The sequence below is a fragment of the Herbaspirillum sp. ST 5-3 genome (assembly GCF_004804275.1).
Classification (GTDB): Bacteria; Pseudomonadota; Gammaproteobacteria; order Burkholderiales; family Burkholderiaceae_D; genus Noviherbaspirillum.
In genome coordinates this window covers 118,051-143,902 of the sequence record NZ_STGI01000015.1, presented here as the reverse complement: position 1 = coordinate 143,902, position 25,852 = coordinate 118,051, and the positions used below count along the sequence as shown (strand labels likewise).

Below are 25,852 nucleotides of genomic sequence, written 5' to 3'. Positions count from 1 at the left end.
TAACGGGCCATGGGAGAACCTCCTTGTTTCTCCCATAGACTGGTTATTGTGATAACAGTTCGAGCGTGGCAAGATGCGGAAATACTTTTTCTACACCTTCGTTAGTGCATTTTTTTTCGTAATGACGCTCGACGCTATTTATGTGTCGCTCGCCGTTGGAGTCGGCCTCCGTGTTGCCTCCCTCATTGCCGCTCGTCCAAGTGCAACCCAGGTGCAAGGCGCGCAGGTTCCGGGTACGCGGCTGCGCTTAGCTGCCGCCACACCGGCGATGCGCGCGGGCCTCGCGCTCGTGTTGGCTCCCGTGTTTACCATTGTCCTCGTCACCGCTGCAATGGCGGGTCTGTTTAGCCAAAAGTAAAAGCAACGGGATCACTTCTCGGGGCATCGAACGTCATTGGCAACGGGAAAGCGTTTCCAGAATGAATTCGCAGATGTGACGTGTCTCATTCCATGGCGCCGCTTGCTTTGCGGAAGAATATTTTTCATCGGCATTGCACTGCTATCAATAGTCGTTCGCGCTTCATTCTTGCGAGACACAATCCACACTTCCTGCCGGTAATTCGTGCACGCAGACAATGCGCAGCACTGACTTCTCCGCCATTCAAAGGCGCGTCCGCCCTTCAAGCTTCGCCTTGGAAAGAGTGTTGATGAAAAATAAACCGGACGCCACTTTCTCATCGGATTTAAAAAACGCGGCATATAACGAATGAGCAATTAACCAACAGTTACAAGACAGGTTTTACCGTCTCGCCATTTCAACGAAAAGAATATGCGCTCGGGATGGTTCGTTCGCTGGCACCGGCGAGCGCAGCGCGAGATTCGTATCTGGAGTACGCATGGTGATGGCGATGGACAAATGCAGGGAGCAGACCGCGATGTTCTATCTCATCATCGTGGTCGCTGCGCTGGTTACCGGAATGAACCCGGCCCGCGCGGCGCCCGACCAGCAACAGCTCATCAACGAGCAGGCGATGAATGCCACGAGCGTGCTGGAATCCGGTGACAAGAAAAAACTCAATGGCAGGTCGTTGCAGGAACAGTACGGAGGTCTCGTGATGGATCGGACCATTACCGTGGGAGGGCACGACTTCTATGGGTACTTCACCACACTGTGGCGCGACAAGCTTTTGAACGAACAGTTCACCCTCTCTGTCGTCGAGCGCCCGTCGGCGCGTTGGGGCAATCGGATCTGGATCGAATTCGCGAACCGAAAGGTGTTTGAAACGGTTCTGCCAGCAAACCGCAGCTACATCAAATCCATTAGTGAACAGGCGGTCGAGATCGTACACAGGAATGCAATAGATGCCGAGGTTCAGAGACTGCTCTTTCGCGAGGACGATATCGGACCGGATGAAATGTAGAAACAGATCATTGGGATAGGGAAGAAAAATGAAATCGACGAAGAAAATAATTGGCCTTCTCAAGGCTGCCGTTGCTGCAGTGCTGATTGGATTGACTGCCTCGAATGCGCCGGCGACCGAACTTGTTTATGTACCGGTCAACCCCTCATTCGGCGGTAATCCCCTGAACGCTCCCGGCCTGTTGGGTGCGGCGCAAGCAACCAACAAGCATAAGGCGCCGGTCACGGTCGATTCGGCGCTGTCGCGGCAAACTTCGCTGCAACAATTTAATGACATGCTGGAGCGATCGATCCTGAGCCAACTTGCCTATGCCGCGACATCCAGCGTGATGGGAACCGGTGGCAGACTGGTCCCCGGGACGGTCGAAACCGGTAATTTCAGAATCAACATTCTCGACATGGGCGGCGGCGTGCTGCAGATTACGACGACCGACAAGGTCACCGGCGCCTCCACTTCCTTCCAGGTGGGGCAATGAGCGCCGCTCGTGGTCGGCGCGCGATGCGCCAGGAGTCAGCCGGGACGGCGATGCAGCGAGGGATTGCGGGATCGCTGCTGTTTGCCGGCTTGCTGCTATCGGGCTGCGCCAGCACGCAGGTTCCAGCCGAGGTCGCGCCGACTGCGCAACTAACGCCGGTAACCGCCATCACGCGCGATCTGATGAAGCTTCCCAAGCCGAAGGGCAAGATCGTCGTCGCGGTGTACGGTTTCCGGGATCAGACGGGCCAATACAAGCCCTCGCCGGACAGCTCTTTTTCGACATCTGTAACACAGGGCGCAGCGTCCCTGCTGATCAAGGCCCTGAAAGATTCCGGATGGTTCAAGCCGGTTGAACGCGAAAACCTGCAGAACCTCCTTACCGAGCGCAAGATCGTGCGCGCGCTCGAGTTCCCGCAAGACAAAAACGCTCCCATCATTCAGATTCAACAACTCGTGCCGGCGTCCATCATCGTCGAGGGCGGCGTGATCGCCTACGAAAGCAACGTGCGCACCGGCGGCATCGGCGCCAACTTTCTTGGCGTTGGTCTCTCGACGCAGTACCGCGTCGACCAGGTCACCATTCACCTGCGCAGCGTCGATATCCGAAGCGGTCAGGTCTTGAGCAGTGTGTCGACCACGAAGACGATCTATTCCTACGAAGTGCGGCCGAGCGTCTTCAAGTTCGTCAACTTCAAGGACCTCGTGCAATTCGAAGCGGGCGTGACGCGCAACGAACCGACGCAACTGTGCGTAAAAGAAGCGATCGAGTCGGGGGTCGTGCATCTGATCGTGCAGGGGCTGAAGGACCGGATTTGGGCGCTGAAGGACGAGCAGGACTGGTACGGTCCGTTGATACAGAAATATGCACGCGAGGACAGCACATACAGCGAGACGGAGTCCGAGCTGCCGGCAACCTTGAAAGATAACCCGGTGCAGAGCCCGCCCAGCTAACCAATGCCAGTCACAGAGTTCTGATCAACAAGGAGAAGCCCCATGATTGAATGTGGAAACGGGCCGATGGCTTCGTTCGCTGCGTTACCGAGTCCTTCTCGCCTTCTGGTCATCGCGGCATTCGCGCTGCTCGCGACGACGTCGGCGGCTGCCGATCTCGCTCCGCCGGAGTTGAGTTTTGGTGGAGGCATCGAACTTGACGCGGTGGTGTCGCAGAGCGGCGATTTCAATCGAACCGATCTGCAGCAGAGCGGAAGCTTCGGCCTCGCGACTGTTGGCCAGGTCGGCGCCGACAACAGGGCAAACGTCACGCAGTCCGGCAGCTTCAACCTGCTCAGCGCAAGCCAGGTCGGCACGAACAATGCGGCATGGCTCAGCCAGTCGGGCAACTTCAATGCGGGCACCTTGATTCAGGACGGGCAAGACAATGCGGCACGGGTGACGCAAATCGGAAACCGCAACCTTGCTCTGATCGGTCAATTCGGCAACGGCAACAGCGCCGAAATTACGCAGCAAGCGACGAACGCTTCCGCCGTCATCCAGCAGTACGGCGACCGAAACTTTGCAAGCGTGATCCAGCATTAAGGCCTCTGGATCATGAATTTTCTTAGGGCCTTCATCTAGAGGGGTTATCCATGAAATCTAAACTTTCTGCAATCGCCGCCGGCATTTGCCTGGCATATCTTGCCTTGCCCGCATCAGCACAAAGCATTAACAGCACTGTCAGCGTGGACCAGACCGGCGCCAGCAATTTAGCCACTGTAATGCAAACCACTGTTGTGGATTCCGCTGTGACCATCGACCAGGTCGGCGATACGGATGTGGCAACCGCGACTCAGCTCAATGGGACGGACATCAAAGCGACCATCGACCAGTCGGGTGGAAACAGCAATAGCGCCACGACGATGCAAATCGGTGATGGCCAGGAAGCAAAAATCCTCCAGGTGGGCAGTTCGAACGGCGCATGGGTTGATCAAGGAGGGGGAACCGATAACTATGGCGACATCCGCCAAGTAGGCACCGGAAACGGCGCGACCGTGCAGCAACGCGGCAACTTGAATACTGCGTGGGTTGATCAGGGCGGTTTCATGAACTCGGCAGTGGTCAATCAAGCCGGCGACTCGAATACCATCACGGCGCAGCAAAGGGAAAACCAGAACCTGACCCTTGCTAGCCAGGTTGGAAATAACAACGCGGCGCTTACCTATCAAGCCGGCAATTTCAATTCTATCAACTTGAATCAGTTGGGGAACTACAACTCGGCAAATATCACGCAACACTGATGAGTCGTAATGTGGCAAAGAAAGGCAGCTTGCTGCCTTTCTGGGTTTTTCGGGAGACTGCAGATGAACGGTGATGGCGATATTCAGGTATGGCTCGACAGCCAGAAGAATGCAGGGCAGGTGATCGTGGTGCCATACATTAAAGCGGCTCGGGAAACGCAGCTCCATTATCGGATGAAGCTGATCCAGACAAGCACTGACGGCAAATCGGACATCAGTCAGAGTGGGACAGTCACGGTGCATCCCGTAACTGGCGCGCCACTATCGCGCGTGGTGATCAGGCAGAACAAGGAGGGCGAATGCCGGATGGAGATAAGCTTGAGCAGCGGTGAGGAGACGCTCGGCGACTTCCATTTCGAGTGTCCGCGCTGAAGAATTTGAATCGTGCAGCGGAGGGCGGCACGGCGCGCAAGCCTTCCGTCGGGCGGACGGTTGCCTGCCTACCGCTCATCGCGAACAGCCGGCGGAAATATTCAAACCTCTGATTGACTGATCTGAATGTTCAGGCCTGTTATCGATTCTCAGGCCTGAAACTCGGGAATCACTGCTCTTGCGGCAATTGCGTGCTTCCTGGCGGGCTGGGGGGAACGCTGGGGTGTGCATGACCGGGAAACTTGCCGAGTTTTTCCTCCAGGCTTTCTGCCACGCGAAGCAATACCCGCAATCTGGAGTGGCCGGTGTAGTCATCCAGCAACTTGACATGGGTTGCTTCTTCAAGCGCGGAAATTTCCGCCCGCACCCTTTTCAGTCTCCATTCATAAAACCACTTCATCGCATCTATCCTGTCGTGAGAAAAAATTTACAAGGCCCTGCACCGCTTGTAGACCGGTCGGCCGGTGGTTTGTTCCCATTTGGAAATCATATTTCGCTGGGCAAGAAAACGTGATCGACAGGCGGTTGCGATTTCGGCTGCGCCTCGTGTGACAACGTGCGGTGAAGGATGACTTGCCCCGGAAAATGGGTAAATTTTCGAACTATCCAGCCCGGGGCGGGCATCGCACATTTGCGAAATGTCCAGCGGGATTACTCCCGGTTACGAATGACATGGACGTGCAGGAGCAAGGAGGCAAGGCGTTGCGGAAGCACTCCGTTGGCCGGATCCAGCTTGCTGTTCACGGCGAACCAGGCATGCTGGTCCTGGTCGAATGTTATTCCCGGCAACGCCAGGCGTGAGAAGCTTGCTGCGTACGAGCAGGAATTGCGCGAGACACTGGTGCTCCCGCTATGCCAGCGAGGACAAGACGCGCCTTATCGAGGGGCGTTGCGAATTCGAGGCAGCGCTGCAAGGCGCCAACGACCCGATTGTGGAGCGCATCGAGCGCTTGCTGACGTGGGGCTCAATGCCGCGTCGCGCCCGGATCGTCTTCGACGAACAGGCGATAGCGGCCTTCGGCATCCGGCCCGGCGAACGATGTCGCCACGTATTGCCGGTGGTCCAGTTCGAACGGTTCGCCGGTCGGCGGCATGTGACTGAGCTTCCTGACGCCGAGCTGGGTCTGCGTACCGTCGGCCCGACGGTAGATGACTTCGACATCCATGGTGTCCTCCATAGAGCATGAATTTCGCGGACGGTTCATGCCGCATGTTTATCCACATGTCCTTCGACGCAAATAGAGCGTGCGAATTCCGCAACTTGTTGCGCAACTTGCGCTCTCAGAACCTGTTCGGTCTGTTTTTGGCATGCGCGTTCGAGCGGGAAGGGATGCAGTGCAAGGCGCGCTGCACACGTGAAGGAGATTCATTACAACATCGGCATGGTGGAAGTGCACGCCGCAAGGCCGGACACTGCGCATGGCCGGCGAGGAAGACAGCACTTCGCCGGTGGTTTCGCTGCGCGCGGCGGCGGAGCAGGGAAATGATTCGACTGGCCGGCGCCGCTGAGATGACGACAAGGAGCAGAACAGATGAATATCGATGCCAAGACACGAGGCCGGGACGAGTTTCCGGTGGATCGGCCGATGGATGCGCTCAAGGCGGACCACCACCTGGTCCGGCAGTTATTCGACAAGTATTTCCATGCCGGCGATGCGGACGACAAGAGGGACGCCGGCTCGCATGTCCTGCTGTTGCTGGAGATGCACACCTCGCTGGAAGAGGGCGTGTTCTATCCGCGCGTGCACGACGCCGATGCATCGCTCGTCGAACACTGCGAGCAGGACCATGAGCAGGCGCGGCAGCTGATCGACAGGCTCAAGCTGATGGATGAAAGCGATCCGCAAGCCGAGCAGCTTTTTCATGAACTGGCCGATGCCATTTTCAGACACATCGAGCTCGAAGAACAACAACTGTTCCCGAAGGTGCAGCAGGCCGGACTCGACCTGAGCGCCATCGGGCATGAGATGCAGGCCTTCGAGACCAGGATGAACGCGACGCGCCTGCAAAAACCGGTTGCGCCAGGCCTGCGCAAGTGAGATTGGCTCCTGCGTTTCTTTTCGAATGATTCCGCGGCGCAACAAGGCTTGCGCCGCTCGTCATGCACGTCCGATTGTCCTGCCCGGGTCGAAAAACTTTGATCCAGAGCATGCAAGCCTGCATTCCCCATGTGGGACACTGGAAGCAAGGTTACCGCGTCACGCGGTAACGATGCCGCACTTATCGTAGCTGACCGGCAGCGCATCGCGCGTCCGGTGGAGATTTGATGCCTATGCCGCGCGATCCGTTCAAATTGATGTGGTCCGAAGCCCTGGACATGCTGGAACGGGCGAACCGCCTGCAGCGGCGTTTTTTCCAGCCGGGAGCCCAGATGGGCAGGCCCTGCTGGGAGCCGCCGCTTGACATCTTCGAAACCGAGTCGGAGCTGACCATCCTGATCGCCTTGCCCGGTGTGGAGCCCGATTCCGTGGCGCTGCTGATCGACGGCGGCACCCTGTTCATATCGGCCGAGCGGCCAATGAGTGGTCCCGGCGGCTCCGTGTTGCGCAGGCTGGAGATTCCCTACGGCCGTTTCGAGCGGCATGTCGATTTGCCGCCGGGCCTGTTCGAGCTTGGCGAGCGCAGTTGGGCGAACGGCTGTCTGACACTGAGCTTGCGCAAAATCCGATGAACCGACCAGCCCATCAGGTGAACCATGAACATTGACGATCGTGCGGGCAATCTGTTCGGCGTGGTGGCCGAATCCGATGCGGCCACACTGACCAGCATCGAGACCAGCGTCGCGCCGGAAAACCTCGGGCCGGCAATCGAACTGCCGGAGGGCGTGCTGATCATCGTCCCGGTGCGCAACCTCGTGTTGTTCCCCGGCCTGGTCATGCCGATCACCGTCGGACGGGAAATCAGCATCGCCGCCGCGCAGGAAGCGGCGCGCAGCGGCAGACAGCTCGGCGTGCTGCTGCAGCGCGATGCCAATGCCGCTCTGCCCGGGCGGGCCGAGCTGTACGAGATCGGCACCGCCGCCACCGTGCTGCGCTACATCACCACGCCCGACGGCTCGCATCATGTCGTGTGCCAGGGCGAGCAGCGTTTTCGCGTGCTGGAATTCCTGCCCGGTTATCCCTTCCTCGCGGCGCGCGTGGAGCGCCTGAGCGAGGATGAATCCGACGGACCGGATGTCGAAGCGCGCATGCTGCAGCTCAAGGAAAAGCTGGCGGAAACCCTGAACCTGATGCCGCAGGTGCCGGAAGAAATGGTCGGCGTCATGCAGAACGTCATGTCGGCGTCGTCGCTGGCGGACCTGACCGCAGGCCTGATCGACCTGAAGCCGGTCGACAAGCAGGACGTGCTGGAGACCATCGACCTGCATGAGCGGCTCGACAAGGTGCTGGCGCTGGTCGGGCATCGCATCGAGGTATTGCGCCTGCGACGCGACATCGACGAACAGACCAGCGAGCGGCTGACCGACCGGCAGCGCGAGATCATCCTGCGCGAGCAGCTCGAAACCATCCAGCAGGAACTGGGCGAGGGCGGTGCCAACAGCACCGAGCTGCAGCAGCTCGAGCAGGCGATCCGCAAGGCAGGCATGCCGCCGGAAGTGGAGCTGCACGCATTCAAGGAACTCAAGCGGCTGGAGCGCATGCCCGACGCATCCGGCGAATATTCCATCCTGCTCACCTATCTCGAATGGCTGAGCGAACTGCCGTGGTCGCACGAGACGCCGGACCGGATCGATATCGCCGAAGCGCGCCGCATCCTCGACACCGATCACTTCGGTATGGAAAAGATCAAGCGGCGCATTCTCGAATACCTCGCCGTGCACAAGCTCAAGCCGGATGGCAAGAGCCCGATCCTGTGCTTCGTCGGGCCGCCCGGCGTGGGCAAGACTTCGCTCGGCCAGAGCATCGCGCGCGCCACCGGCCGCAAGTTCGCCCGCGTGAGTCTCGGCGGCGTGCATGACGAAGCCGAGATCCGCGGCCACCGCCGCACCTACATGGGCGCGCTGCCGGGCAACATCATCCAGGCCATACGCAAGGCCGGATCGCGCAATTGCGTGATGATGCTGGACGAAGTCGACAAGCTGAGCATCGGCGTGCATGGCGATCCGTCGGCAGCGCTGCTGGAAGTGCTCGACCCGGAACAGAACGGCACCTTCCGCGACAACTACCTCGCCGTTCCCTTCGACCTGTCGCGTGTGATGTTCATCTGCACCGCCAACATGCTCGACACCATTCCCGGTCCGCTGCGCGACCGCATGGAGATCATCACGCTGCCGGGTTACACGGAAGAGGAAAAGGCGCAGATCGCGCGCCGCTACCTGGTAAAGCGCCAGCTGGATGCCAACGGCCTTTCGCCGCAGCAGTGCGAGATCACCGATGCCGCCTTGCACGGCGTGATCCGGCATTACACGCGCGAGGCTGGCGTGCGCAACCTGGAGCGCGAGATCGGCAGCGTCCTGCGCAATGCCGCGGTGCGCATCGCCGAGGGCAGCGCGCAGCAGGTGCGCATCGACGAGCCCGACCTGCACGCCATCCTCGGCGCCACGAAATTCGAAAGCGAGATTGCCATGCGCACCAGCGTGCCCGGTGTCGCGACCGGGCTGGCGTGGACGCCGGTTGGCGGCGATATCCTGTTCATCGAGGCCAGCCGCAGTGCGGGTTCGGGCAAGCTGATCCTGACCGGACAACTGGGCGACGTCATGAAGGAAAGCGCGCAGGCGGCACTGAGTCTGCTGCGCGCGCATGCGGCGGATTACGGCATCGACATCGCGCTATTCGACAAGAGCGACATCCATGTGCATGTGCCGGCCGGCGCGACGCCCAAGGACGGGCCGAGCGCGGGCGTGGCGATGTTCATCGCCTTGCTTTCGCTGGTGACCGGCAAGCCGGTGCACAGCGATTGTGCGATGACGGGAGAAATCAGCCTGCGCGGACTGGTGCTGCCGGTGGGCGGCGTCAAGGAAAAGGTGCTGGCCGCGCTGCGGGCCGGCATTCAGACGGTGCTGCTGCCGAGCCGGAACAAGGGCGACCTGGAAGACATTCCGGAAGAGGCCCGCCAGCGGCTGGCGTTCGTGTGGCTGGAAACGGTGGACGATGCGATCCATGCCGCCGTGCCGCAGGCAGCGGCGGCATTGGCTCCTGTATTGGCTTCGGTATAGGTATAGACCGAGATCAGTGCTTCGCACGCCGGTGCGTCTTCGCGGCCTGCTGTGCTGCCGTTTCGGTGCCGGCCAACAGGCCGTGTCTCATCGTCTCGGCGGCTTCCTCGGTCGTCTTGACCCACTGCTGGTAGCTCGAGGCCGCGTTGCCCAGGGCCGACTTCATGAACTCCATCGCGCTGCCGTTCGGAATCGTATTGGCGACGTCGCCGAACAGCTTGACCGCTTCCTGGCTGCCGGTGTCGATCTGCCTTTCCATCAGCTTCGCCATTTCGGCGCCGATGCCGAGCGCGATGTGCGCGGCGGCGCGGCTGTAGGACAGCACGTCGCCGATATCCTGTTGCGAGCGGGACGACTCCATCCAGAACGGCGCAGTCGGTTTTTCCGTCGAGAGCAGGCGGTGTGTGGCTTGGGAAGAGGATTCCAGGCTCTTCCTCACCGCAGCCATGTTGAGATCGGCCAACTGCATCAGGCCTTCGATCGCCTTGCTGTTCAGGCTCGTCCACAGGTCAAGCTGCGCTTGCAGTTGCGCCCGCGTCGCGGCCGAGATCTGGTCTTGTGTAGGTAGCAGCATTTCAATTCTCCTTGTCAGTCGACCTGCGCCAATAACACCGGCGAGGGCGGCGCTCCGGAAATCGTCTGTTCAGTGCCTAATCAATGTAGGCCACGTCCAAAGACAAGTCATGAAACGCTTTTGACCTGGGTCAATCATTTCAAGGATTGCGCGGCGCGGCTGTTCGAGCGGAAACGAAAAGCCGGATGACTACTCGTGCGGCAACGACGCAGACAGCGTTGTCGCTGAAAGCTTGCTGCTTGAAAAGTTCCGAAAAAATCCTCGGCGCAAGGTGAGATTTCATTGACGGCAGTCAAGCGCGCCGGATGCTTCGACCAGCGTCTTCGTGTACGCTGGAGAATGCTGATTTTGCAATCCATGGCGGAGACAACACAAAACCGGAAGGAATGAAGCCGGTGCTTGCCCCGGACATGATCGCATCGGCGCCACCGCCGATCGCATGCGCTGCGTCTCCGAAAAAAGGAATGCGCTATGCTGACCATCACCTATTCCATTGGCATGCTGTCGAAGGAACAGCAGAATGCGCGACGCATTCTCGCCGGGCTGGAACAGTCCCTGCACGCCGAACCGTGGATCGATCAGAATGGAATCAGCCTGCCCTGGCTGGAAACCGTCTTCAAGCGCCTCATGAAGGTGAACCGCTACTGTCACGAGCGCAAGGTGGAACTCTACCTCATGCCGACCGTGCACAAGGTCTCTTGCGACGACGCCAGCATGTTCACGCGCCTCGACTCGATCAACACCAATTCGACGCGCATCCTCCGTTATGCCTGCGACCAGGCGCAACGCATTCTCACCGGCCAGGAAGCCGGTGCCGAACAGCTGGTCACGGCCATCGAGCTCTACTGCGAACAACTTCACGAACGCTTCTCGCTGGAAGAGAAGGAGTTGCTGCCCGCCGCATACCGCCTGCTCTCGACCGAGGAGTGGTTCCAGATCGCGGCGCAATGCCTGCTCGCCCCGGTAGCGCGACGCAAGGGCACCAGGCAAGCCTGCTACTACGGCATACCGCGCCGGGGACAAGGCGATCGTCCCCGCTATGCGCACTGAAGACACGCCCTGGCCGCGTCGCTTCTTTTGCAAAGGGAGATGAAATCATGAATTCAGCACAACCGCCGCTATCGGCCTTTCGTCCGGGCCGCCATCTGCAGGTGCTCGACGAACAGCACCATGATCCTTATCAGCGCGATGAAAAGCTTTCCGGGCCGGCCGTCTGCGAGAAGTGCGCCGCGGTCTATGATGACGGCCGGTGGCAATGGGCGCTGCCTCCGGCCGGGGCGGTCGCGGTGCGTTGCCCGGCCTGCCGCAGGATCGCCGACAGACAGGCCGCCGGTTACATCAGCATCAGCGGCAACTTCGCGCGCGAACACCAGGACGAGATCATCAATCTCATACGCCATGCGGAAATCCATGAGAAGACCGAGCACCCGATGCAGCGCATCATGTCCTTCCGCGCCGAAGACGGCCGCTTGCTGATCGAGACCACCGACGTGCACCTCGCGCGCGGCATCGGCGAAGCGCTCGAACGGGCGTACAAGGGCGATCTCACGTTCCATTACAACGAGGCGGAACACCTGCTGCGGCTGCACTGGGAGCGCTGATTCCTGCCGGAGATCCGGCCCGTCTTTGAGGCCGGACAACATCTTCCATCCATTCCTGCCGCGTATTGAAATTGCGCAAGGGGTGGAATGCATTCTCGCTTTCTACTATCGGTAGAAGCAAGGGCACTGCGGCCTGATTGCAACCGCAGCGTCTTTGCAATGTCCAATTTCCAGTGATTCAGCGGCGGCGGTCAAGCCCGTTCTGTTGCCTTGCGCAAAAGGCATATCGCTGCGCCATGTCAGGAAATCCGGCACAAGATGAAACAACAACTGAAACACGCGCAATTCCGCGGACGGCTGGTCATGGTGGGTTTCGGCAGCATCGGACAGGCCATGCTGCCGCTGCTGCTGCGTCACCTCGATATCGATCCCGAACAAATCCGCATCATTTCCGCTGACATCGACGGCCTGCATATCGCACGGGAATTCCGCGTCGCCCACAAGGTATTGCCGCTCAAAAGAGAGAATTACCGCGCCGTGCTGGAACCCCTGCTGCAGGAAGGCGACTTCCTGCTCAACCTCTCGGTCGATGTGTCCAGCCACGCGCTGATTGTCTTGTGCCGCCAGCGCGGCGCGCTGTATCTCGACACCTGCATCGAGCCATGGGCAGGCGGCTATTGTGATGTCTCCCTGTCGGCCTCGCAGCGATCCAATTACGCCTTGCGCGAAGAACTGCTGGCCCTGCGTCACGAACAGCCCGCCGGACCGACCGCGATCATGACGCTCGGCGCCAATCCCGGGCTGGCCTCCATCTTCGTCAAGCAGGCCTTGCTGCGGATGGCCGCCGATAACGACATGACAGTCGCCAATCCCGTCCACCATCCGGGCTGGGCGGGGCTGGCGCAGCAGCTCGGCATCAAGGCGATTCACATCGCCGAGCGCGACACCCAGCACACCGTGCGACGCAAGCGGCGCGGCGAATTCGTCAACACCTGGTCGGTCGACGGTTTCATCGGTGAAGGGCTGCAGCCGGCCGAACTCGGATGGGGCACGCATGAGCGGCACTGGCCGGCCGATGCAGAGCACCACACCTTCGGCAGCGGCGCCGCGATCTACCTGCAACGCCCCGGTGCCGCCACCCGCGTGCGCAGCTGGACGCCGCTGGAAGGGCCGTATCACGGCCTCATGATCACGCACAGCGAATCGATCTCGATCGCCGACCACCTGACCCTGCGCAAGGATGGCGAACTGCTCTACCGGCCGACGGTGCACTACGCCTACCACCCCTGCGACGATGCGGTGCTGTCGATTCACGAAATGGCGGGCAAGAACTGGCAGGCGCCCTCGGAAAAGCGCATCATCCGCGATGAAGTGGTGGCGGGCATGGACGAGCTCGGGGTGCTGCTGATGGGGAATGTAAAGGGGGTGTACTGGTATGGGTCGCGCCTGTCCATCGAACAAGCGCGCGAACTGGCGCCGTACAACAACGCGACCAGCCTGCAGGTGGTGGCCGGCATCCTGGCCGGCATCGTATGGGCCTTGCGCAATCCGCATGCCGGCATCATCGAACCGGACGATCTCGATCATGAGGCCATCATGCAGATCGCCAGGCCCTATCTGGGCGAGGTGGTCGGCGTCTACGGCGACTGGAATCCGCTGTGCGAGCGCGGCCGGCTGTTCGGCGAAGACGTCGACGACAGCGACCCTTGGCAATTCAAGAACTTCCGTGTGACCTAAACTACCATGACGGGGATTTCCCGTGTTGCTGAAAAAAGAAGCCGGGCTCAACGACTGCTCGTACTATGAAGCGAGCGTGCTGCGGCCACCCGCGGCCGCAGCGCTCGCGGGGCGCATCACGGCCGATATCTGCGTGGTCGGAGGCGGGTACGCGGGCCTGTCGGCGGCGCTGGAGCTGGCCGAGCGCGGCTATTCGGTGACCTTGCTGGAAGCGCGCCGCATAGGATGGGGCGCGTCCGGCAGGAACGGCGGACAGGTGATCGTCGGTTACGCGGGCCAGGCGGCGATGGAACGCCAATTGCCGCCGCAGGAGGCGCACCATGCCTGGGAGATTTCAGTCGAGGCGCTGCGCCTGCTCAATGAGCGGATCGCGCGCTGCGGCATCGATTGCGACTACACGCCGGGCTACATGACGCTGGCCGTGAATGGCAAGAAGGCGCGCGCGCTGGACGCCTGGGTGGAGCACCTGGAACGCGCCTATGGTTACTCGATGCGCTGGATCGGTTCGGCGGAGATCCGCAACTGGATCGCCAGCGAACAGTTCTTCGCCGGCGCCTTCGATCCGCTGTCCGGCCATCTGCATCCCCTGAAGTATTGCCTCGGACTGGCCGAGGCGGCAAAGGCCGCTGGCGTGCAGATGTTCGAGGACTCCGCCGTGGTCCGCATCGAGCGCGGCGACAAGCCGCTCGTGAAGACCGATGGCGGCGAGGTGCAATGCCGCTTCGTCGTGTTGGCGGGGAATGTCTATCTCGAACAGTACGGCGGCCGGCTCGCGCCCGAGCTGGCGCGACGCATCATCCCGGCCGGCACCTACATCATCGCCACCGAACCGATGTCCCCGGAACGCGCCGACACCCTGATCCGCTACCGCGCCGCGGTGTCGGACAATAACTTCGTGCTCGATTATTTTCGCGTCAGCGCCGACAATCGCCTGCTGTTCGGCGGGGGCGATGCCTTCAGCGGTGCGACCCCGCCCGACCTCGTCGAGCACTTGCGGCGGCGCATGCTGGCGGTGTTCCCGCAACTGGCGGATCTCGCGGTGCCGTATTCCTGGGGCGGCTTCGTCGACGTGACCATCAATCACGCACCCGACTTCGGCCGGCTGGGCGGCAACATCTACTATCTGCAGGGATTCTCGGGTCACGGACTCGCGCTGGCCGGCATGGCAGGACGGCTGGTGGCCGAAGCCATCGCCGGCCAGGCGGAGCGCTTCGACCTGCTGTCGCGCATCCGGCATTTTCCATTTCCGAGGGGCGCGTGGATACGCAAGCCGGCGGTGGCGCTCGGGGTCTTGTATTACCGGCTGCGGGATCTGATCTGATGCCCGCCGTCGCGCGTTCCGGTCTCAGCGAATCGCTGCTTCAGCGCTATGCTTGCGCGGCTGGTGCTCCGTTGCAGCACCAGCGGCAACCGCGCGCGTCGCCGTAATGCGATTGCGCCTGGCGCATCGCCTCGCTGGCGCTGATGAACGCGCCCAGGTAGACCCTGTCGTTTGCTTCCGGAAGGTGGATGCACCGGGGAACATGGACTTCGTGATGCCCGTCCGGCTTTGCTTCCTTGTTTACGTAGTAATGCTGCACTGCGCACCTCCTACTGTATCGTCAAGAGCTTTCCAGGCCATGCTAATGAATCGCGCACGGCATTTCCTTAACCCAGAATAAGTATTCCGGAAGCCGTTTCGGCCGGCAATAGTATATCCGCCGCGCATGCCGATGAAGCAGGTTGTGATTCCGTCATGAGCATGGCAAGATGAAAACCGACTCCTTCCGCCGCGCGCATTCTTGGGACCCGCCCCAGTGAAAAAGACCAGTCTTGAGGATCTCCATCGGGAACATCGACCGGACGCCATCGAGCAGCGCCTGCGCCAGTCGGCCGCGTCGGAGAACGTGTCCGACGCGGTGCTGGGTGCGATCGATGGCTGCATCACCACCTTTGCCGTGGTGTCGGGCGCGGTCGGCGCGCAGTTTCCGGTCTCGGTCGCGCTGGTGCTCGGTTTCGCCAACCTGCTGTCGGACGGTTTCAGCATGGCCGTCAGCAATTACGAATCGATCAAGGCGCAGCATGAATTCATCGACGGCATCCGGCGCATGGAGGCGGAGCACATCGCGACGGTTCCCGAAGGCGAGCGTGAAGAGGTGCGGCAGATATTCCGCGCCAAGGGCTTTGACGGCGCGCAGCTCGAACAGATCGTCGACACCATCTGCAGCGACGAGCGATTGTGGATCGACACCATGCTCACCGAAGAGCATGGCGTGCAGAAGACGGGAGCAAGCCCGTGGCGGGCGGCGCTGACGACCTTTATCGCGTTTCTCACCGCAGGCGCGATTCCGCTTATCCCGCTGTTTTTCAAGGCCTTGCCGGTGCAGCGGCAGTTCGTCCTGAGCGCAGCCCTGGCCGCCCTGGTGTTTTTCCTGATCGGCATGCTCAAGAGCCTGGTCTTCGCACGGCCGGTCATACGCTCGGGCTTGAGCACGCTCCTGACCGGCAGCGTGGCGGCCGGCCTTTCCTTCATGACCGGCTATGTGCTGCGCGCGGTGATGGGGATTGCTAGTCTCTGAACCACACCAGTTGATGCGTGGTCGCCAGCAGCGTGCCATCGCGTGACCAGAGCTGCGCTTCCTGATCGTAGAAACCGCCGTTGAAGGCATTGGCCTTGGCCTTGCCGAACGCCTGCGTTCCCTCATGCTGCGCCAGCATCGCATTGTCGACATGGAAGTTGATGCTGAGGGTGACCGTCGCGATCGGGATGGGCGCGCCCTTGCGCACGAAGACGCGCGGCACGAAGACATCGCAATAGGCCGCGATGGCGGGGAAGTCGATCACCCGTTCCGGCACATCGCTGATCCAGCATTGGGTCACGCTGCTCTCGCTGCCGCCCAGCGGATCGCAGTCGGCATAGCGCAGGTCGTACATCTGCAGGAAGGGCACGGCGACCGGGCGCACATACGACGCCAATCGCTCCGGGCCGGCGACCTCGGGCAGCTTCGATTCGGTATCCGACCAGGTCTCCCGGCGCACCGCGAAAACCGCCGTGCCGGTGATCACCGGTTCGCTCTCCTCGCCCTGGCGGATCTCCATCTGCCAGTGCTGGGTGGAACGGCTGGTGCGCACCGGGTGCACGCGGGCCGTGAAAGGCCCCTTCTTGATCGGGCCGGCGAAATTGACCGTCAGCGCGAGCGGGTCGCCCAGCCGCTGCGGATGGGTCAGGATCGCTTGCAGCAGTGTCGCGACGGTGGTGCCGCCGAAGGGCGAGATGGCGTTCCAGTAGTGCTCGGAGGTATGGCCGTAAAACAGGTCATCCTCACCGCGCGTGAGGGAAATGGCTTGATCAAAAGGATGCGGCGTGGGCATGGATGGCTTTGTCAAAAAATAGAACACTCGTTCGATTTCAATGATAAACAAAATAAGGCGAGCCTGCTCGACAACATCGCAAGGCTCCCGGCCAATATCACTGCGACAACGATGCCCCTCGGCAGTTCGGCACCGCCGGAAATCCCTTTGAAAATGCTCTCGTCATTCGCGCAGCGATATTGAACTCCGGCAAGTTTTTCCTGACTAATGTGCTTTCCAAGACTTTGGGCAATGTTCGCCAGCATTGCCCAATCAGCTACTCACCCCGGGAGACGAACCATGAAAGTCAGACATCTATGTGCGGCGTTGTTGATCGCCGTTGGCCTCGACCAGCAAGCGTACGCGGAAGATCCGCAGCAATCGGACGCGCCGCAAGCCGCGGCGGCACAGGATTCGAAAGCGGCTGCCGCGAGCAGCAAGGACAAATCCTCCCGTCGCTCCAGGAAACACAGTCGCCACGCCGAGGCCGCGCCCGCTGACACGGTCGTCGCGGCGGCGGCAACGGACGCGACACCTGCCACGGCAGAAGCGACGCCAGCTGCGACACAAATAGTGGCACAGGCAGCGACACCGCCAGCGGCACCGGCGAAGGTGGAAGCCACGCCGGCCGCGACCGAGAGTGCTCCGGCGAAGCCGGAAGCCGCAGCGCCCAAGACAGAAGTGCCGGCAGTCAGGGAAGACAGCACACCGCTCAAGGCGGAAACCGCAGCGTCGGTCCCGTCCGCGAAGGAAGCCGGCTGGCTCGACAGTTTCCTCTTTGAAGTGAAGATCACCGACGTGCTGATCGCCGTGTTTGCCGGCCTGCTGGTCTTGCTCGGCTGGGAGCAGGCACGCCGCATGCGCGATGCCGTGCGTGTTGCAAGCGACAGCGCAAGCGTCGCCGAGAAGAGCGCGCGGGTGGCGGAAGACGCCTTGATTTCCGGACAACGCGCATTCATGTTCATCCGCGAGATCAAAACCTACCTGCATCACGATCCGCAGACCAACCATTACCAGTGGACCATTCACCCGGTCTGGGCCAACAGCGGCAATACGCCGACCAAGGGCCTGTCGATCAACACGACCTATCGCCTGCTGGACGAGCCGCTGCCCAAGGATTTCGATTTCCCGCATGCGCGCGAAGACCTGATTCCGACCATCGCCGGACCGAAGAGCATGGTGGAAGCGGTACCCGGCACACTCAGCAAGGAAGACCTGGAAGCGGTGCAAAAAGGCACGAAATTTTTCTACATCTGGGGCTGGGCCGAGTACCACGATATTTTCGAAGGCACGAAGAAGCACATCACGCGCTTCTGCAACCAGCTGACCCAGATTGAAGGCGACGCCAATTCGCCGTATGACGAACACAATCCGGTGCAGATGCTATTCGGCTTCCATACCGAAAACAACTACGCGGACTGAGTGCCGCAAGGTCGGTCGTGGCATACTAGCGGGCCGAAAAGCATCGGCCCGCAACCTCTTTCCCGACCGACTCATCATGCAATGCGCCATCGTCCCCGTTACGCCCTATCAGCAGAACTGCAGCATCCTGGTTTGTGAAGAGACCCGGCGCGCTGCGCTGGTCGATCCGGGCGGCGATGTGCCGCGCCTGCGCGACGCGCTGAAGCAACTCGACGTGACGCTGGAAAAAGTCTTCCTGACGCATGCCCATCTCGACCATTGCGCCGCCGCCGACCTGGTGCGCAAGGAATTCGGCGTGCCGATCGAAGGCCCGCATATCGAGGACAAGTTCTGGCTCGACCAGCTCGGCGAGGCGACGCGGCGCATGGGCTTTCCGCCCGCCGATCCCTTCGAGCCGGATCGCTGGCTCAAGGACGGCGACACCGTGTCCTTCGGCGCGCAGACGCTGGAAGTACTCCATTGCCCCGGCCACACGCCGGGACATGTCGTGTTCTTCCATCGCGGCGAACGCCTGGCGCTGGTCGGCGACGTACTGTTCCAGGGATCGATCGGCCGCACCGATTTTCCGCGCGGCGATTACGACACCCTGATCCATTCCATTCGCGACAAGCTGTGGCCGCTCGGCGACGACGTCACCTTCGTGCCGGGGCACGGCTCGGCATCCACCTTCGGCGACGAACGCAAGAACAATCCCTTCGTCGCCGACATGCGCTTCGGCTAAGGTCAGTGCTTGCTGATCTTGATGACCGTGCCGCGCAGATCGATTCCCCGAATAGTCACACTGCCGAAGCTGGCGCCGTTTGAACCCTTCACGCGGATGTTGCGAAGGCTGATTTCGCCGATGGTGCTCGGCAGTCGGATCATCGTGCTGCCGTCGCGGTCCGCCACAATCGACGGATCGGCGGGATTGTAGACAACGTCCCGAAAGCCGGTGTCCGCCTCCAGCAGCGACCCGAGCGGATTGAGGAATCTGCCGGCATCGCCGAACATCTCGATCACATTGCCGTTGGCCGCGTAGAGGGAAGTATTGAAAAGGTTGTCCGGCCAGCCACGCGCCGACGCATGCCGCAGATCGTCTTCGGTCATGCCTTGCGAGGCCGCGCGGCAATCGGCGACCGCGAGCAGGGCTGCCGCGACGAGAAAGATGCCAGGGGTAAAAGACTGCGCAAGACCTTGTTTTTGCCGCCCCATAATGTCTCCATCAATGAAGAATCATGCGATCTGGCGTCGCTATCGGCTCCCTGACTGGAACGTTGCGGGAACTGCTTGCTGCTGTGTCAACGCTGCATCAAAGCTGAGTTAATGCTGAGATAAGGCGCGCAACGCGTGCCCGCCTTTTGGACATGATTGCTGCGGCGAGAAATCCCGTCATCGAAAATATTGCGGCATTGTGGGGCAATCACCGATTGCGCCGATACGTTTGTCGCGCGGCAGTGTCGCGCCGGATTCGCCTGAAGTGGGATCCAACTGCGAGGGCGCCGGATGGGAGAAGATTGCCAAAAAGTAATGACAATGCAATAAAGTTTACATACGGCAACAAGCTGCTATACTCAATCCACATCTAACCGCAGGGCAAACCGGTCGAAAGACCGGGACGCAAAGCTTCCGGCCTAAAAGAGTCATCTCTCACGGCAGCGGGGCCGCCTTCTGAAGCGAAGTCAAGCTTCTGGCATTGGCATGCCTTGCATTTCCATGGGGATTCCATGCCAAAGCTCATGATCGCCCTCCTGTTACTGCTGCCTTTGGCCGCCTCGGCCGAATGCGGCTTTGCTAATGACGGCTCGACCATGACCATCGTGGTCGGCAAGGGCTCGAACAAGTGCTTTGACTCCGAGCGTTTCCGCACGGCTTTCAAGGAAGGCGTGGCGGACGCATTGCAGGGCGACGCGGTCGCCGGCGGTAGCGAAAAGAAGGCGATCGACGACCGCAATGCCCATGCCGCCAAGCTGTGGACCATTGCGGAAAGACGTTATCAATCCACCGCACCGAGCGGACGCTATTACGGCATGGCGCGCTAGCCTTCAGAATTCTTTTAGAAGCTGCGCCTGCGTTCGCAAGGCGCTACTCCCTCCGATCACCCTTGCCCGGTCGCTGTCTTGATCGCACGCGGCGTCCGGCTTTTTTCCGATTTCCGCCGCCTTTCCGCACGCTCGGTGCGGACCGTGCGTCTCCTTGCGTTATCTCATGAAGAAGAGGTAGCGGCGCGCAACTTTCCCGTTCGAATCCCACTCAATTGGCAATAAAAACGGCCGCGCCGGCTTGGCCCGCAGCCAAAACAATCATTGCCACTGTCGGTTTTCCGATCTGTCAGTGCCGGACATTTCCGCAGGACGTTCGCATCCGCGAGCGTCGGTATGTCTCTTTGACAGAGGAGGAAGCGATGAGTGATGATCCGGGCAAGCGAGATTGCGAGTGTCACGACAAGGGCGGCAAGGGCGAGGGTGGCGGCAGGGAGCGACAGCCGCGAGGGACGGGAAAGCGCTTCATGCGTGCTCTTCCTACACCGCCGGCGGCGCCGCGAACCCAGATCTACGAAGCAGTGGAACCCTTGAGCGAACTCACCGTCGAGCGACCCGGCCAGGTGCCGATTCGCGCCGTCGTGCCGACGCGCGATGTGACGCCCGACCTGATCGGCAAGCTGCAGGCGGAACTGAAGGATTTGCCGAAGCTGCCCATCGCATCCGGCCAGGGCGCCATTGATATCCGGCTCGAGGACCCGTATGGCGCGCAAGTGAAAACCGGCACCGTTGTCCTGACCGGGCCATCCGGAAACAAAACGGTTCCCATCGACGCAAACACGCGGCGTTTTCGTGCCGGCGGACTGCCACCGGGTGAATATCAGTTGAAGGCGGCATCGTCCGCATCAGGGCGGGGCGCGATGCGGCTCGTCGTTCGCGAGGGTGATGTCACGCGCGCGGCAGTGCGGCTCGACGGTTCACCATCGCGGGGAACGGCGAAGGTGCGCCTGGCAGTGAAGGGAACGCAGGCATCCGAAGTCCGGATACGCGCCACCGACACGCGCAGCGGGCGCGTCGTGTTCAACGAAAAAGTGAAGCTCGTCAAAGGCGTTGCCGAGATCGATCAATTCCCCTACGGCGTCATCCATTGGGACGTGGACGACGGCATTGCCACCAGTTGTTACGACAGCGATGTCAACGACGTCGTCGATCTGCTTGACCTGATCGACTTGCCGGTGGTCGTGATGAAGCCGGCGCACATCATCGATCCCGATCCGCCGGATTGGCACTTCGACGGCTTGCCGATCGACTATGCGGGCGTTGCGCGCGTGCTTCCCGCATTGGGTATCCGCACGCTGGAAGAACTGGCGGCGGCCGAGCCCGAAGACCTGTTTCATCGTGCGCTCCAGCAGAAGGAAAAGCGCGCCGTGCCGGTTCACAGCCGACTGTTCGGCGAAGCGGTCAATGCCGCGCGCAGCATGCTGGGCGCAAAGCGCGCCGGCGGCGAGGATCGCGCGCAGATCCGCCTTGCGGCGGACGCGACCTATTCGCGCAGCTTCGCGGCGAGCAATCCCGGCGAGGCAGAATTCCTGGTGGATCTCGGGCCGGGCAAGCAGGGCGAACTGATGCTGCAGGGGCCGCGCGGCACCGAGAAGCGCAAGCTGACAGGCGCGGAGCGCGTCAAGCTCGCCATCACGCCGGAAGACATCGCGGCCGGCGGCCAGTTCCATCTCACCTTGACCAACAGCTCCGGCGGCATGGTGACCGGCATCGTGCACACGCAGCTTCCCGTCGATCGTCTGGTGCCGGGCTTCAGCTTCCTCTTCCCCAGCGTCACCCAGCAGATCGAAAGCATCCTGCAATCGCTGGCGGTGCGCAATCCTGGACTGGGCACCGCGGTGCCGCAAGCGATCATGGCGCCGGAAAACATCCGCATGTGGATCGACCGCGCGCGTACCTTCATGTCCGCCGCCGGCGTTTGCAGCATCAATGATCTGGGACGGTTCCGCCTCGATCCGATGCGCATGCTGCGCACCGGCGCCTATCTCGCGCCGGTGGTGCAGCCGCCGACGACATTCCCCGTGCTGCAGCATTACGCGTTCTCCGAGCTGTTGGGCAATGCGATCCTGTACTACCGCCCCAATGACGTGCTGCACGACACCGCGGTCGTGCTGGCGAACGAATGGGACATCCGCGGCCAGCAGATCATCATCGGCAAGGAAGTACGCGAGCTGGTCGTGATCGCCGCCTCGATCCGGCACGACGGCGCCAGCCGCATTTCCTGGGAACTGCCTGCGCTGGATGCCGCCCATGCCTACTGGCCCAACCCGGCGCCGAGCGGCGCCAACGGCACGTCGCCCGGCGCGAACGGGCAGGATGGCGGAGACGGCGATGCCTTCCCGCATCCCTCGAAAAACGGCGGTGCGGATGCGCCCACGCCCGCGCCCATCGTGACCATGTACCTGCTCGACGCCACCGGCAATATTCCGCCCATCGATCTGCGCGGACAGAACGGCGGCGACGGCGGACGCGGTCAGGATGGCGGTCGCGGCGGCGACGGCGCAGTGGGACTGAGGGCGGACGGCACCTTCTTCGGCGGTTGCTGCCGCGGCGTCGGCTTCGGCGGCAACGGCGGCCAGGGTGGAGACGGCGGACGCGGCGGCAAGGGCGGGCGTGGCGGCGAGGGCGGACGGGTGACGATCCTCACCACGCCGCCCGGCATCGCGGTGATGGCTTCGGCGCCGCCGGTCATCGATATCAATCCCGGCCAGGGCGGGGCCGGAGGTCCGGCCGGCAATCCCGGCACTGGCGGATTCGGCGGCCCGGCCGGCACCGCCGACTGCGAGACCTGGTGCGACGAGCATCCCGAACGACGCGGCAGCGACGGTGGTGGAGGCGCGCCCGGCTCCCAAGGATTCGCAGGCGATCCCGGTTCGCCGACGCCGGATGATGCGATCCAGATCCTGCCCATCACTGCGGAGCAATGGCAGCAGGAGTTCAATAATCCGCACATCCTGACACTGAACGTCTATGAGGCGGAGCCGGGAGAACAGGTCCAGATCACCGGCCAGAATTTCGATCCATCCATCGACCGCGTCTACTTCGACGGCGTCAACATCGGGCCGGTAACGAGCGGCACGCAGGCCTCCTTCACGGTGCCGACCGACTCCGAGGGCGGCTTTCATCCGGTCGTGATCCGGCCCGCCGGCGTGACGGAACGGCGCAGCAACCGCGCGATGCTGCGCGTGTTGCCGAAACTCGATGACATCGCACCCGGCACGCGCTGGGTGGAGAACCAGAGCGTGACGCTGACTGGTCTTGCGTTCCGTCCCGGATTGCAGGTGCTGGCCGAAGACCGTTCCGTGTCGCCTGCCAGCGCCTTCAACCTGCCGGTGGTCGGCGTCACGCGCACCGCCATCAACATCCAGGTGCCGGGCGGCTTCCTCGGGGGACTGCGCGGCGTGCGCAGGATCGTGGTGCAGAATCCGGACGGCGGCAGGAGTCGCGGCGAACGTGTGGCACGCATCAGCGATACCATCGTCGTGCGCTGCGCTGCCTTCCGCGTGGTCGGCACCACGGCCGGCGTCGGCACCACGCGCAGCGCCGCGGACATCGCCAACCTGTTCCTGGAAGGCGCGGTGAATTCGATCAGCATCCCGTGGTTGCAGGCACGCATTGCTTTCCGTCTCGTGCAGCCGGTCGGCACGGTCACCGTCGCGGACAACAACGCCAACATCTGGCCCGGCCTCAATACCACCACCGACACCAACCTCTTCAATGCCGCGCCGGGCGTGGCGGGAGCGCTCAACTTTTTCTTCGTGCGCGACGTCGACGTGTCCACCGCCTATTCCTACTTCGGCGGCGGTCCGCTGTTCATCGGCGACGAAGGCGGCCCGCTCGGCCCGGTGGACTGGCAGCAGGTGGTGGCGCACGAGGTCGGTCACGCCTTGTGCCTGCGCCATCAGTGCGACGGTTCCGGCGAAGGGCCGGGGACATTCTTCAATCGTGCATGCGAGGACGGCGACGAAGCCTTCCTCATGTATCCTTTCTGGGATACGTCGGACGGCATGGCAATCGACCCCGGCCAAGTCGATCCGGCGCGCATCGGCGCCACCAACTTCGAGGATGGCAAGACCACCACGCTTCCCGTTGGCTCGCTGTTCCAGCTCAATGTCCCGACCGCTGTGGCCCAGTGCCTGGCCGCAGATACGCAAAACTAGGAGGAAACCGCGATGCCCACCGAAAACGAAATCCGCGTGCTGAAAATCCTGAGCGCCATCGAGATCCCTCCCAATGCAGGACAGACCATCCAGTCATGGGGCAACGAAGCCGTCACCGTCGTGTGCGAGGCCGCGCTCGGCACCTATCCCGGCCTGCGCCCCAAGGTCCGCAACAACGCAGTCGCGTTGCTCGGATGGATGGATCACCAGCAGGCGCTGGAGACGGTGCCGCTGCTCCTCAACGACGCCAACACGGACGTCTCGATTCGCGCCATGCGCGCCGCGGGCCGGCAGAAGAACGACGCCGGTGTCGACAAGCTCGGCCAGTTGCTGCGACGAAGGGATGCGCCGCCGCTGCTTGCCGCCGAGGCGGTCAGCGCCTTGCTGGCGATCGGTTCGGACAAGGCGCTCGCGAGCGTGGCGGCGTACAAGTCGGCCAATCCGGCGGACCTGCCGCATCGCGCAAGCAAGGTCGTGGAGAGCGTGCTTTCCACGGACGGGAAACGCTGATTCAGTCTGTTCTGGTCCTGCGATACAGCATCATGGCACCGATGCTGACCGGCAGCAGCGGCAGCCATTGCCACAGCAGATGGCGGTCGATCAGTCCGCTTCGTTCCAGCAGAAGCAGGGTGCCGACCAGGATCAGCATGGTCGGGAAGAACAAGCCTTTACGGCGGCTGGTGTGTTGAATTTCCATGCGGGTTCTCCTTGTGAAGTGAGAACAGGATAAGGGACCCGCATGAGCCGCCGCCACCACCTTGCGATCAAATGCGGAAACACGGGATAAAGCGCATCTTTCCCGGTGCGAATTGCGCCGGCACGCCGCGTCCGGACGAAAAAACGCCCGCAACAGAGTGCGGGCGAGGCCACATCAGAGACGTGGAGAGGGAGACAAGCTGTATTCGTGGCAAGTCCTGGTGCGGTGCGCCTTAGCTGCCGGACTGATTTCCTTGCGTACGCGCGGCGCGCGCGGCCCGGATCGCTTCCTCGCGGACGGCATCGCGGCTGCGCGTGGAAGCAACATTGGTGAATTCCACGAATTCCGTATTGCGTCCGACTTCACCTTGAGCATAGGCCTGGTCCAGTTCCGCGCGGACTTCGGCGCGCGTTTTGGATGAGGCAAAGGAAGCCGGCTCCACGTATTCGCCGGTGTTGATCACCGGCTTCGGTTGCGCCTGGGCTTCGGCGAGCTCGGCGCGGACTTGCTCGCGCGACTTGCCGACGGCGGCCTGGTTGAATTCAACGTATTCGCGGGTCTGACCGACTTGCCCTTGGGCATAAGCCTGTTCCAGTTCGGCGCGCACCTCGGCGCGGGTCCGGGACGGTTCGGCGAGATCGGCAGCGAAGGCGGTGGTGGATGTTGCAATAAGAGCAATGGCGATGCTGGATAATTTGGCGTTCATGTTATTTCTCCATCGGGATGGTTAATCGGGAAAGGGCGGCGACGGGCGGTCGGCAACCGGTGTTGGCT

General features: G+C 61.8%; 29 protein-coding genes and 1 riboswitch. Of the genes, 20 read left to right on the top strand and 9 right to left on the bottom strand.

Annotated features, from left to right (window positions below; all coding sequences use genetic code 11):
- Positions 1–73 precede the first annotated feature (73 nt).
- From E6W33_RS23200 to csgH, 7 genes are all read left to right on the top strand, one after another.
- Positions 74–358 (top strand): hypothetical protein, encoded by a 285-nt coding sequence (locus E6W33_RS23200; RefSeq protein ID WP_136419739.1) that lies wholly within the window; start codon positions 74–76, stop codon positions 356–358.
- Between the two features lie 478 nt (positions 359–836).
- Positions 837–1,361, top strand: coding sequence for a CsgE family curli-type amyloid fiber assembly protein (locus tag E6W33_RS23195; RefSeq protein ID WP_136419738.1), 525 nt, complete (start codon positions 837–839; stop codon positions 1,359–1,361).
- 28 nt (positions 1,362–1,389) lie between these two features.
- Entirely contained in the window at positions 1,390–1,836 is a 447-nt protein-coding gene (locus tag E6W33_RS23190) for a curli assembly protein CsgF (RefSeq protein ID WP_136419737.1), read from the top strand.
- Entirely contained in the window at positions 1,833–2,789 is a 957-nt protein-coding gene (locus E6W33_RS23185) for a CsgG/HfaB family protein (RefSeq protein ID WP_247869751.1), read from the top strand. Before E6W33_RS23190 ends, E6W33_RS23185 begins: the two co-directional genes overlap by 4 nt.
- 42 nt (positions 2,790–2,831) lie before the next feature.
- Positions 2,832–3,374: a hypothetical protein gene (locus E6W33_RS23180; protein ID WP_136419736.1), complete on the top strand. Its 543-nt coding sequence runs from the start codon at positions 2,832–2,834 to the stop codon at positions 3,372–3,374.
- A gap of 50 nt (positions 3,375–3,424) precedes the next feature.
- Positions 3,425–4,072: a hypothetical protein gene (locus E6W33_RS23175; RefSeq protein WP_136419735.1), complete on the top strand. Its 648-nt coding sequence runs from the start codon at positions 3,425–3,427 to the stop codon at positions 4,070–4,072.
- Between the two features lie 63 nt (positions 4,073–4,135).
- Positions 4,136–4,444, top strand: a complete 309-nt coding sequence (csgH, locus tag E6W33_RS23170) for a curli-like amyloid fiber formation chaperone CsgH (RefSeq protein ID WP_136419734.1) — start codon at positions 4,136–4,138, stop codon at positions 4,442–4,444.
- Between the two features lie 169 nt (positions 4,445–4,613).
- Here the strand turns inward: csgH and E6W33_RS23165 are convergent, their stop codons facing one another.
- Both E6W33_RS23165 and E6W33_RS23160 read right to left on the bottom strand, forming a co-directional pair.
- On the bottom strand, positions 4,614–4,844 hold the full coding sequence (locus E6W33_RS23165) for a hypothetical protein (RefSeq protein ID WP_136419733.1): 231 nt from the start codon (positions 4,842–4,844) through the stop codon (positions 4,614–4,616).
- A 565-nt stretch (positions 4,845–5,409) separates the two neighbouring features.
- Complete coding sequence (locus tag E6W33_RS23160) at positions 5,410–5,610, bottom strand: hypothetical protein (RefSeq protein WP_136419732.1); 201 nt, start codon at positions 5,608–5,610, stop codon at positions 5,410–5,412.
- Between the two features lie 366 nt (positions 5,611–5,976).
- Between E6W33_RS23160 and E6W33_RS23155 the strand changes: the two genes are divergently transcribed.
- The 3 genes from E6W33_RS23155 (at position 5,977) to lon (ending at position 9,599) form a co-directional block, all read left to right on the top strand.
- A complete protein-coding gene (locus E6W33_RS23155; protein WP_136419731.1) occupies positions 5,977–6,483 on the top strand; it encodes a hemerythrin domain-containing protein in 507 nt (168 codons plus the stop codon).
- 227 nt (positions 6,484–6,710) lie between these two features.
- Complete coding sequence (locus E6W33_RS23150) at positions 6,711–7,115, top strand: Hsp20/alpha crystallin family protein (protein ID WP_247869750.1); 405 nt, start codon at positions 6,711–6,713, stop codon at positions 7,113–7,115.
- A gap of 24 nt (positions 7,116–7,139) precedes the next feature.
- Complete coding sequence (gene lon / locus E6W33_RS23145) at positions 7,140–9,599, top strand: endopeptidase La (protein ID WP_136419730.1); 2,460 nt, start codon at positions 7,140–7,142, stop codon at positions 9,597–9,599.
- Between the two features lie 13 nt (positions 9,600–9,612).
- Here lon and phaP read toward each other — a convergent pair whose 3' ends face one another.
- Positions 9,613–10,173, bottom strand: coding sequence for a TIGR01841 family phasin (gene phaP / locus E6W33_RS23140; RefSeq protein ID WP_136419729.1), 561 nt, complete (start codon positions 10,171–10,173; stop codon positions 9,613–9,615).
- A 471-nt stretch (positions 10,174–10,644) separates the two neighbouring features.
- Between phaP and E6W33_RS23135 the strand changes: the two genes are divergently transcribed.
- The 4 genes from E6W33_RS23135 (at position 10,645) to E6W33_RS23120 (ending at position 14,772) form a co-directional block, all read left to right on the top strand.
- Positions 10,645–11,223 (top strand): hypothetical protein, encoded by a 579-nt coding sequence (locus tag E6W33_RS23135; protein ID WP_136419728.1) that lies wholly within the window; start codon positions 10,645–10,647, stop codon positions 11,221–11,223.
- A gap of 47 nt (positions 11,224–11,270) precedes the next feature.
- Entirely contained in the window at positions 11,271–11,774 is a 504-nt protein-coding gene (locus E6W33_RS23130) for a BCAM0308 family protein (protein ID WP_136419727.1), read from the top strand.
- Between the two features lie 258 nt (positions 11,775–12,032).
- Complete coding sequence (locus E6W33_RS23125) at positions 12,033–13,451, top strand: saccharopine dehydrogenase C-terminal domain-containing protein (RefSeq protein ID WP_136419726.1); 1,419 nt, start codon at positions 12,033–12,035, stop codon at positions 13,449–13,451.
- 76 nt (positions 13,452–13,527) lie between these two features.
- Positions 13,528–14,772, top strand: a complete 1,245-nt coding sequence (locus tag E6W33_RS23120) for an FAD-binding oxidoreductase (protein WP_247869749.1) — start codon at positions 13,528–13,530, stop codon at positions 14,770–14,772.
- Positions 14,773–14,818: 46 nt separating this feature from the next.
- On the opposite strand, the gene E6W33_RS23115 is transcribed toward E6W33_RS23120, so the two are convergent.
- Positions 14,819–15,031, bottom strand: coding sequence for a hypothetical protein (locus E6W33_RS23115; RefSeq protein WP_136419724.1), 213 nt, complete (start codon positions 15,029–15,031; stop codon positions 14,819–14,821).
- Positions 15,032–15,247: 216 nt separating this feature from the next.
- Here E6W33_RS23115 and E6W33_RS23110 point away from each other — a divergent pair, with 216 nt between their 5' ends.
- A complete protein-coding gene (locus E6W33_RS23110) occupies positions 15,248–16,009 on the top strand; it encodes a VIT1/CCC1 transporter family protein (RefSeq protein WP_136419723.1) in 762 nt (253 codons plus the stop codon).
- Here the strand turns inward: E6W33_RS23110 and E6W33_RS23105 are convergent.
- The gene (locus E6W33_RS23105; RefSeq protein ID WP_247869748.1) at positions 15,999–16,817 is read right to left on the bottom strand and encodes a thioesterase family protein; all 819 of its coding nucleotides are present in this window, start codon (positions 16,815–16,817) and stop codon (positions 15,999–16,001) included. The genes E6W33_RS23110 and E6W33_RS23105 overlap by 11 nt on opposite strands.
- Complete coding sequence (locus tag E6W33_RS23100) at positions 16,814–17,047, bottom strand: hypothetical protein (RefSeq protein WP_136419722.1); 234 nt, start codon at positions 17,045–17,047, stop codon at positions 16,814–16,816. The genes E6W33_RS23105 and E6W33_RS23100 overlap by 4 nt, the downstream gene beginning before the upstream one ends.
- 34 nt (positions 17,048–17,081) lie before the next feature.
- Here E6W33_RS23100 and E6W33_RS23095 point away from each other — a divergent pair, with 34 nt between their 5' ends.
- The gene (locus tag E6W33_RS23095; RefSeq protein ID WP_136419721.1) at positions 17,082–18,203 is read left to right on the top strand and encodes a hypothetical protein; all 1,122 of its coding nucleotides are present in this window, start codon (positions 17,082–17,084) and stop codon (positions 18,201–18,203) included.
- Positions 18,204–18,279: 76 nt separating this feature from the next.
- Positions 18,280–18,924, top strand: a complete 645-nt coding sequence (locus E6W33_RS23090; RefSeq protein ID WP_136419720.1) for an MBL fold metallo-hydrolase — start codon at positions 18,280–18,282, stop codon at positions 18,922–18,924.
- Between the two features lie 2 nt (positions 18,925–18,926).
- Here E6W33_RS23090 and E6W33_RS23085 read toward each other — a convergent pair whose 3' ends face one another.
- Positions 18,927–19,394 carry a hypothetical protein gene (locus E6W33_RS23085; protein WP_136419719.1) on the bottom strand — a complete coding sequence of 156 codons (468 nt, stop codon included), beginning with the start codon at positions 19,392–19,394 and terminating at the stop codon, positions 18,927–18,929.
- 370 nt (positions 19,395–19,764) lie between these two features.
- A riboswitch (cyclic di-GMP riboswitch) is annotated at positions 19,765–19,851 on the top strand.
- A gap of 55 nt (positions 19,852–19,906) precedes the next feature.
- Between E6W33_RS23085 and E6W33_RS23080 the strand changes: the two genes are divergently transcribed.
- The 3 genes from E6W33_RS23080 (at position 19,907) to E6W33_RS23070 (ending at position 24,891) form a co-directional block, all read left to right on the top strand.
- A complete protein-coding gene (locus E6W33_RS23080) occupies positions 19,907–20,221 on the top strand; it encodes a hypothetical protein (protein ID WP_136419718.1) in 315 nt (104 codons plus the stop codon).
- 362 nt (positions 20,222–20,583) lie between these two features.
- On the top strand, positions 20,584–24,381 hold the full coding sequence (locus E6W33_RS23075; RefSeq protein ID WP_136419717.1) for a hypothetical protein: 3,798 nt from the start codon (positions 20,584–20,586) through the stop codon (positions 24,379–24,381).
- A 12-nt stretch (positions 24,382–24,393) separates the two neighbouring features.
- A complete protein-coding gene (locus tag E6W33_RS23070) occupies positions 24,394–24,891 on the top strand; it encodes a HEAT repeat domain-containing protein (RefSeq protein ID WP_136419716.1) in 498 nt (165 codons plus the stop codon).
- 1 nt (position 24,892) lies between these two features.
- Here the strand turns inward: E6W33_RS23070 and E6W33_RS23065 are convergent, their stop codons facing one another.
- Positions 24,893–25,078, bottom strand: a complete 186-nt coding sequence (locus tag E6W33_RS23065) for a DUF5668 domain-containing protein (RefSeq protein ID WP_136419715.1) — start codon at positions 25,076–25,078, stop codon at positions 24,893–24,895.
- A gap of 232 nt (positions 25,079–25,310) precedes the next feature.
- Complete coding sequence (locus E6W33_RS23060) at positions 25,311–25,784, bottom strand: DUF4148 domain-containing protein (protein ID WP_136419714.1); 474 nt, start codon at positions 25,782–25,784, stop codon at positions 25,311–25,313.
- Between the last annotated feature and the right edge of the window lie 68 nt (positions 25,785–25,852).

Excerpts from the sequence above, each read along its gene's own strand:
- E6W33_RS23095 (WP_136419721.1), top strand. The coding sequence starts at position 17,082 with ATGAAAGTCAGACATCTATGTGCGGCGTTGTTGATCGCCGTTGGCCTC.
- E6W33_RS23085 (WP_136419719.1), bottom strand. The coding sequence starts at position 19,394 with ATGGGGCGGCAAAAACAAGGTCTTGCGCAGTCTTTTACCCCTGGCATC.
- E6W33_RS23065 (WP_136419715.1), bottom strand. The coding sequence starts at position 25,078 with ATGGAAATTCAACACACCAGCCGCCGTAAAGGCTTGTTCTTCCCGACC.
- lon (WP_136419730.1), top strand. The coding sequence starts at position 7,140 with ATGAACATTGACGATCGTGCGGGCAATCTGTTCGGCGTGGTGGCCGAA.
- E6W33_RS23070 (WP_136419716.1), top strand. The coding sequence starts at position 24,394 with ATGCCCACCGAAAACGAAATCCGCGTGCTGAAAATCCTGAGCGCCATC.
- E6W33_RS23185 (WP_247869751.1), top strand. The coding sequence starts at position 1,833 with ATGAGCGCCGCTCGTGGTCGGCGCGCGATGCGCCAGGAGTCAGCCGGG.
- E6W33_RS23180 (WP_136419736.1), top strand. The coding sequence starts at position 2,832 with ATGATTGAATGTGGAAACGGGCCGATGGCTTCGTTCGCTGCGTTACCG.
- E6W33_RS23090 (WP_136419720.1), top strand. The coding sequence starts at position 18,280 with ATGCAATGCGCCATCGTCCCCGTTACGCCCTATCAGCAGAACTGCAGC.
- E6W33_RS23075 (WP_136419717.1), top strand. The coding sequence starts at position 20,584 with ATGAGTGATGATCCGGGCAAGCGAGATTGCGAGTGTCACGACAAGGGC.
- E6W33_RS23135 (WP_136419728.1), top strand. The coding sequence starts at position 10,645 with ATGCTGACCATCACCTATTCCATTGGCATGCTGTCGAAGGAACAGCAG.
- E6W33_RS23165 (WP_136419733.1), bottom strand. The coding sequence starts at position 4,844 with ATGAAGTGGTTTTATGAATGGAGACTGAAAAGGGTGCGGGCGGAAATT.
- E6W33_RS23155 (WP_136419731.1), top strand. The coding sequence starts at position 5,977 with ATGAATATCGATGCCAAGACACGAGGCCGGGACGAGTTTCCGGTGGAT.
- E6W33_RS23125 (WP_136419726.1), top strand. The coding sequence starts at position 12,033 with ATGAAACAACAACTGAAACACGCGCAATTCCGCGGACGGCTGGTCATG.
- E6W33_RS23195 (WP_136419738.1), top strand. The coding sequence starts at position 837 with ATGGTGATGGCGATGGACAAATGCAGGGAGCAGACCGCGATGTTCTAT.
- E6W33_RS23150 (WP_247869750.1), top strand. The coding sequence starts at position 6,711 with ATGCCTATGCCGCGCGATCCGTTCAAATTGATGTGGTCCGAAGCCCTG.
- E6W33_RS23200 (WP_136419739.1), top strand. The coding sequence starts at position 74 with ATGCGGAAATACTTTTTCTACACCTTCGTTAGTGCATTTTTTTTCGTA.
- E6W33_RS23100 (WP_136419722.1), bottom strand. The coding sequence starts at position 17,047 with ATGCTGGCGAACATTGCCCAAAGTCTTGGAAAGCACATTAGTCAGGAA.
- E6W33_RS23175 (WP_136419735.1), top strand. The coding sequence starts at position 3,425 with ATGAAATCTAAACTTTCTGCAATCGCCGCCGGCATTTGCCTGGCATAT.
- E6W33_RS23160 (WP_136419732.1), bottom strand. The coding sequence starts at position 5,610 with ATGGATGTCGAAGTCATCTACCGTCGGGCCGACGGTACGCAGACCCAG.
- csgH (WP_136419734.1), top strand. The coding sequence starts at position 4,136 with ATGAACGGTGATGGCGATATTCAGGTATGGCTCGACAGCCAGAAGAAT.
- E6W33_RS23190 (WP_136419737.1), top strand. The coding sequence starts at position 1,390 with ATGAAATCGACGAAGAAAATAATTGGCCTTCTCAAGGCTGCCGTTGCT.
- E6W33_RS23130 (WP_136419727.1), top strand. The coding sequence starts at position 11,271 with ATGAATTCAGCACAACCGCCGCTATCGGCCTTTCGTCCGGGCCGCCAT.
- E6W33_RS23060 (WP_136419714.1), bottom strand. The coding sequence starts at position 25,784 with ATGAACGCCAAATTATCCAGCATCGCCATTGCTCTTATTGCAACATCC.
- E6W33_RS23080 (WP_136419718.1), top strand. The coding sequence starts at position 19,907 with ATGCCAAAGCTCATGATCGCCCTCCTGTTACTGCTGCCTTTGGCCGCC.
- phaP (WP_136419729.1), bottom strand. The coding sequence starts at position 10,173 with ATGCTGCTACCTACACAAGACCAGATCTCGGCCGCGACGCGGGCGCAA.